Genomic DNA, 5,642 nt, shown 5'->3' with positions numbered 1-5,642 from the left:
GGCCATTTGGCGTGGCGCCACGACTGCGGTTCTGGCCCGGCGGCCATGGCCCTGAGAAGCCGCTGCTCGCCGCCCGGCTCCGGTGCGATGTCGACGAAAGTGATCTGGTTTTTTTCAGTCATGGGAGTCGTCCATCAGACTGCGCAGGCGGCGCAGTGCGGTGTGTCGCCGGGAGCTGACGGTGCCGGCGGGAATGGCCAGCATCGCAGCGATCTCAACGGTGCTGAACCCAGCGATATCCGACAGAAGCAGGACGATGCGCTGCCCCTGCGGCAAACGCGCCAGCGCCTGCCTGAGGGCTGGCGAATCGATTTGCGATGCATCTTCGTGCTGGACCGCGTCCGCATGCTCCATGCCCACCAGCCGGCGAAGCCCCAGCCACCTGAGCCGGTTCTTGGCCAGGTTCAGCGCGGTGGCATAAACCAGCGAATCCAGGGACGCGCGGTCCACGGTGTCGGCCCGGTTCCAGACCCGCATGAAGGCATCGTGCGCGATGTCCTGGCACTCCGGGCCATCCCACAGCAGGCGCATCAGAACGTTGTGCAGCGGTCGATGGATGCGTCGATAGCACGCGGTGATATCCGTCTGGTCGATGGCCACGTGGCGAGCTCAGCGCGCGGCTTCGACCGCCTGCAGTATCAGGAAGCGCATGGGTGCGGGGCCGGTTGAAGCGGGCTCGCGCTTGTCCTGCAGGCTGGCCATCACCACCAGTTCGCCGGGCGGCAGGCTGAGCATCGAGCGCAGCGACAGCCCCTCGGCGTCCGGCGTAGAGGGGCCAATCACCATCACGCTGAAGGTCATGGGGTCGCTGTCGACCAGCTGAGCGGTGATCGCGTTGCCTGAGCCAGTGACGAGCGTCGACTCATGCCCTGCCTCGGTGACCGCGATTTCCGCCTGGTCGACGAGGCGGAAACCGAAGCCGGGGAAATTGCCGGAAATCGCCTTGATGGCAGGCGCCAGCACGGCCAGCCGGTCGGCGTCGTCGCCCGGCCCGGGCCTGCCATCAACCACCCAGATCCGCAGTGAGGCCGTGCTCATGGCGTTTGCTTCGCCGCTGGACCCGACTATCCCGGCGATGGACTCGGCAATGGATGCCTGCACGGATTCCGGCGCCAGCACCACCAGCTGGCCGGGCAGCTCGTAGGAAGCGCGCCCTATCCGGCGGCCCTCCGGCCCGGTCGCGAACACCTGGTTCAGCGCCTGGCCGATGGCCTGGGTCTGGCCTTTCGGGACCGGATAGGTGCGCAGTACCTGAGCCTCTTCATCCACGGCCGCCTTGCCGGTGGGGTCGCCGCAGGCGGTCAGCAGCACCAGGCAAAGCCATCCGGCGAAGCGCAAAAGGGGTGTCATGGGCGGATCTCCATCGGGGTAGTTGGACTTGGTACACCCCATGCTGCCGGATTCTTCATTCACCGGGCGCAGGGGGAGGCACGGCCCGGCAGATTCCCGCCCCGGACCCCCGTTTTGGTACGCTGGCGGCCTGATTCTCCCCTGCCCGAACCCATGTCCGACATCCCAGACCCCAACGCCTACGACCCGAAGGCGGTGGAAACCGCCGCGCAAACCCATTGGCAGGCCACCGCCGCCTTCCAGGTGCGTGAAGACACGTCGCGGCCCAAGTACTACTGCCTGTCCATGCTGCCGTACCCGTCGGGTGCGCTGCACATGGGCCACGTGCGCAACTACACCATCGGCGACGTCATCAGCCGCCACAAGCGCATGATGGGCTTCAACGTGCTGCAGCCGATGGGCTGGGACGCCTTCGGCCTGCCGGCCGAAAACGCCGCCATCAAGAACAAGACCGCGCCGGCGCAGTGGACCTACAAGAACATCGAGCACATGCGCGCCCAGCTTGAGCGCCTGGGCTTCGCCTACGACTGGACCCGCACCTTCGCCACCTGCACCCCCGAGTACTACCGGTGGGAACAGCTGATGTTCACCCGCCTGCTGAAGAAGGGCCTGGTGTACCGCAAGAATTCGGTGGTGAACTGGGACCCGGTGGACCACACGGTGCTGGCCAACGAACAGGTGATCGACGGCCGCGGCTGGCGCAGCGGCGCGCTGGTGGAAAAGCGCGAGATCCCGCAGTGGTTCCTCAAGATCACCGACTACGCCCAGGAACTGCTGGACGGCCTGGACACGCTGCCGGGCTGGCCCGACGCGGTCAAGACCATGCAGCGCAACTGGATTGGCCGCAGTGAAGGCCTGGAAATCAAGTTCGCCATCGAAACCCTGGCCGAACCGCTCACCGTGTTCACCACCCGCCCCGACACCCTGATGGGCGTGACCTACCTGGCCGTGGCCGCCGAACATCCGGTGGCGCTGTGGGCGGCGTCGGGCAATGAACAGGTGCGCGCGTTCGTGGACGAATGCCGCCGCGGCGGCGTCACCGAAGCCGAGCTTGAGACGCAGGAAAAGAAGGGCATCGCCACCGGCCTGTACGCCGTGCATCCGATCAGCGGCGAAAAGGTGCCGGTGTGGATCGCCAACTTCGTGCTGATGGGCTACGGCACCGGCGCGGTGATGGCGGTGCCGGGCCACGACCAGCGCGACTTCGAGTTCGCGCACAAGTACGGCCTGGCCATCCAGCAGGTGATTGCGATCGAGGGCGAAACCTACGACACCGCCACCTGGCACGACTGGTACGCCGACAAGACAGCGCCGCAGTTGCGCCTGGTGAACTCGGGTGAATTCGACAGCCTGGGCTTCAAGGCGGCGTTCGACGCCATCGCGCGCAAGCTGGCGCACGGCCACCAGGCCGAGCGCCGCGTGAGCTTCCGCCTGCGCGACTGGGGCGTCAGCCGCCAGCGCTACTGGGGCTGCCGGATCCCGGTGGTGTACTGCGAAAAATGCGGCGCGCTGCCGGTGCCCGAAGACCAGCTGCCCGTGGTGCTGCCCGAGGACGTGGCCTTCACCGGCATGGCTTCGCCGATCAAGGCCGACCCGGAATGGCGCAAGACCACCTGCCCGGGCTGCGGCGGCCCGGCCGAGCGCGAAACCGACACCTTCGACACCTTCATGGAGTCCAGCTGGTACTACGCGCGCTACACCTCGCCCGGCGCCACCGACCTGGTGGACGAGCGCGCGAACTACTGGCTGCCTGTGGACCAGTACATCGGCGGCATCGAACACGCGATCATGCACCTGATGTATTTCCGCTTCTATCACAAGCTCATGCGCGACGCGGGCATGGTGAAGACGGACGAGCCGGCCACCAACCTGCTGTGCCAGGGCATGGTGATCGCCGACACCTATTTCCGGGAAAACCCGGGTGCGCCCAACGACTGGTTCAACCCGGCCGACGTGGACGTGGTGCGCGACGCCAAGGGCCACGCCACCGGCGCGGTGCTGCGCAGCGACGGCCTGCCGGTGCACATCGGCGGCACCGAGAAGATGGCCAAGTCCAAGAACAACGGCGTTGACCCGCAAACGATGGTGGACAAGTACGGCGCCGACACGGTGCGCCTGTTCTCCATGTTCGCCTCGCCGCCCGAACAAAGCCTGGAGTGGAACGAGGCCGGCGTGGAGGGCATGGCGCGCTTCCTGCGCCGGGTGTGGACGCAGGTGCACCGCCACGTGGCGGACGGCCCCGCGCCAGCGCTGGACGTCGCCACGCTGGACGCCGCGCAGAAAACGCTGCGCCGCCAGCTGCACGAAACCATCCAGAAGGTGGGCGACGACTACGGCCGCCGCCACACCTTCAACACCGCCATCGCGGCGGTGATGGAGCTGATGAACGCGGTGTCGAAGTTCGACGATGCCAGCGGCCAGGGCCGTGCGCTGCGGCACGAGGCTTTCGAGGCGGTGACGCTGCTGCTCAACCCGATTACGCCGCACACCTCGCACGCGCTGTGGCAGCTGCTGGGCCACGCCGAAACGACGCTGGAAGACCGGCCGTTCCCGCAGGTGGACGCGTCGGCCCTGGTGCGCGAGGCCGCCACGCTGGCCGTGCAGCTCAACGGCAAGCTGCGCGCCACGCTGGAGGTTTCGCTGAATGCCAGCAAGGAAACCATCGAAGCGCTGGCCTTGGCCGAGCCGAACGTGCAAAAGTTCATGGAAGGCTTGACCGTGCGCAAGGTGATCGTGGTGCCGGGCAAGATCGTCAACATCGTCGCGGGGTGAGGCAGATGCAGCGTTTATTGGTCCTGGTTTGCCTGGTCGCGGTGCTTGCGTCCTGCGGTTTCCGTCCCCGCGCCTCGCTGGCCCTGGCCACCGACCTGGGGCCGGTGAAGGTGCAGTCGTCCGATCCCTACAGTCCGCTGGCGCAGGGCCTGTCCACGTCGCTGTCGCGCGCCGGGGCCGCGTCGGCCGTCGACGGCCAGCCTTCGTCCACGCTCAAGGTGCTGTCCGAAGCGCTGGCCACCCGGCCGCTGGCCGTGGACGAGCGCGCGCAGGTGCGCGAATACGAAACCCGCTACGCCGTGCGCTTCGAACTGCTGGACGCCGCCGGCGCGGTGAAGGTGCCGGTGCAGGAAGTGGTGCTGACCCGTGAGTTCACCTACGACAGCATTGCCTCCGCCGGCAGCCCGGCCGAGCAGGAACTGCTGCAGCGCGAGCTTCGCCGCGACATGCAGGCGGCCATCCTGCGCCGCCTGGACGCGGTGCTGCGGGCGAAGTAGTCCGCCCATGGAGCTCAAGCCCGACCGCCTGGAGCGCCAGCTCGCCGGCGAACCGCTGCGCCCGGTGTACCTGGTGGCCGGCGGTGAACCGCTGCTGGTGCAGGAAGCCGCCGACGCCATCCGCGCCAAGGCGCGGCAGGAAGGCTACGGCGAGCGCGAGGTGTATGACGCCGAAGGCAGCTTCAACTGGAACACGCTCAGCCAGGGCGTGGCGTCGCTGAGCCTGTTCGCCACCCGCCGCCTGTTCGACCTGCGCCTGCCCAGCGGCAAGCCCGGCAAGGACGGCAGCGAGGCGCTGCGCGAGTATTGCGACAAGCTGCCGCCCGACACCGTGCTGCTGATCACCGCGCAGGAGTGGAGCAAGTCCCACGCCGGCAAGTGGAGCGAGGCCATCGCCAAGGTCGGCCATCTCGTGGTGGTGTACCCGCTCAAGACCCACGAACTGGGCGAATGGCTGCAGCGCCGCCTGCGCAGCCGCGGCCTGCTGGCCACGCCCGACGCCGTGCGCCGGCTGGCCGACCGGGTGGAGGGCAACCTGCTGGCCGCGGCCCAGGAAGTGGACAAGCTCGCCCTGCTGGTGGGCGAGTCCAGGGGCCCCAAGTCCGAGGCCATCGACGTGGAGCAGATGGAGCAGCTGGTGGCGGACTCGTCGCGGTACGACGTGTTCAAGCTGGTGGACGCGGCGATGGCCGGCGAAGCCGTGCGCGCGGTGCGCATGCTGGCTGGCCTGCGCGCCGAAGGCGACCAGGTGGCCGGGCTGATGCCGATGGTGGCCAAGGAAGTGCTGACGCTGTGCGCGCTGTCGCGCGCGGCGGAATCGGGCAACGTGATGGCGGCCATGCGCGAGGCGCGCATCTGGGAAAGCAAGCAGGCGATTTATCGCCGTGCACTCGAACGCCACCCGCTGTCGCGCTGGGAGGCGTTAGCGGCCGAATTCGGGCGCCTCGGCCGCGCGTCCAAGGGCCGCCCTTTAGGCGGCCGCGGCGGGGGGGTGTTCGCACGCCGGGGGGGGGGGCGAGCCCC

At 68.2% G+C, this 5,642-nt stretch carries 5 protein-coding genes; 3 read left to right on the top strand and 2 right to left on the bottom strand.

Translation table 11 applies throughout. The features are described 5' to 3' along the window. Positions 1-114: 114 nt before the first annotated feature. Positions 115-600, bottom strand: a complete 486-nt coding sequence (locus K0M70_RS11915) for an RNA polymerase sigma factor (RefSeq protein WP_290782204.1) — start codon at positions 598-600, stop codon at positions 115-117. 9 nt (positions 601-609) lie between these two features. Then, positions 610-1,311, bottom strand: coding sequence for a hypothetical protein (locus K0M70_RS11910; RefSeq protein WP_290782203.1), 702 nt, complete (start codon positions 1,309-1,311; stop codon positions 610-612). 192 nt (positions 1,312-1,503) lie between these two features. On the opposite strand from K0M70_RS11910, the gene leuS reads away from it, so the two are divergent. The 3 genes from leuS to holA all read left to right on the top strand — a co-directional run. Further along, on the top strand, positions 1,504-4,122 hold the full coding sequence (gene leuS / locus K0M70_RS11905) for a leucine--tRNA ligase (RefSeq protein ID WP_290782201.1): 2,619 nt from the start codon (positions 1,504-1,506) through the stop codon (positions 4,120-4,122). Between the two features lie 5 nt (positions 4,123-4,127). After that, complete coding sequence (gene lptE, locus K0M70_RS11900) at positions 4,128-4,619, top strand: LPS assembly lipoprotein LptE (protein WP_290782199.1); 492 nt, start codon at positions 4,128-4,130, stop codon at positions 4,617-4,619. Between the two features lie 7 nt (positions 4,620-4,626). Next, a partial coding sequence (holA, locus tag K0M70_RS11895) for a DNA polymerase III subunit delta (protein WP_290782197.1) occupies positions 4,627-5,642 on the top strand: 1,016 nt, incomplete at its 3' end.

Origin of the sequence: Arenimonas sp. (genome assembly GCF_019459675.1) — a bacterium.
Lineage (GTDB): Bacteria > Pseudomonadota > Gammaproteobacteria > Xanthomonadales > Xanthomonadaceae > Arenimonas.
Note: the sequence above shows the minus strand (reverse complement) of the source record. Positions and strands in the feature narration are given on the sequence as shown.

What these genes read in the sequence shown, in the direction of transcription:
- leuS (WP_290782201.1), top strand. Translation starts at nt 1,504, where the DNA reads ATGTCCGACATCCCAGACCCCAACGCCTACGACCCGAAGGCGGTGGAA.
- lptE (WP_290782199.1), top strand. Translation starts at nt 4,128, where the DNA reads ATGCAGCGTTTATTGGTCCTGGTTTGCCTGGTCGCGGTGCTTGCGTCC.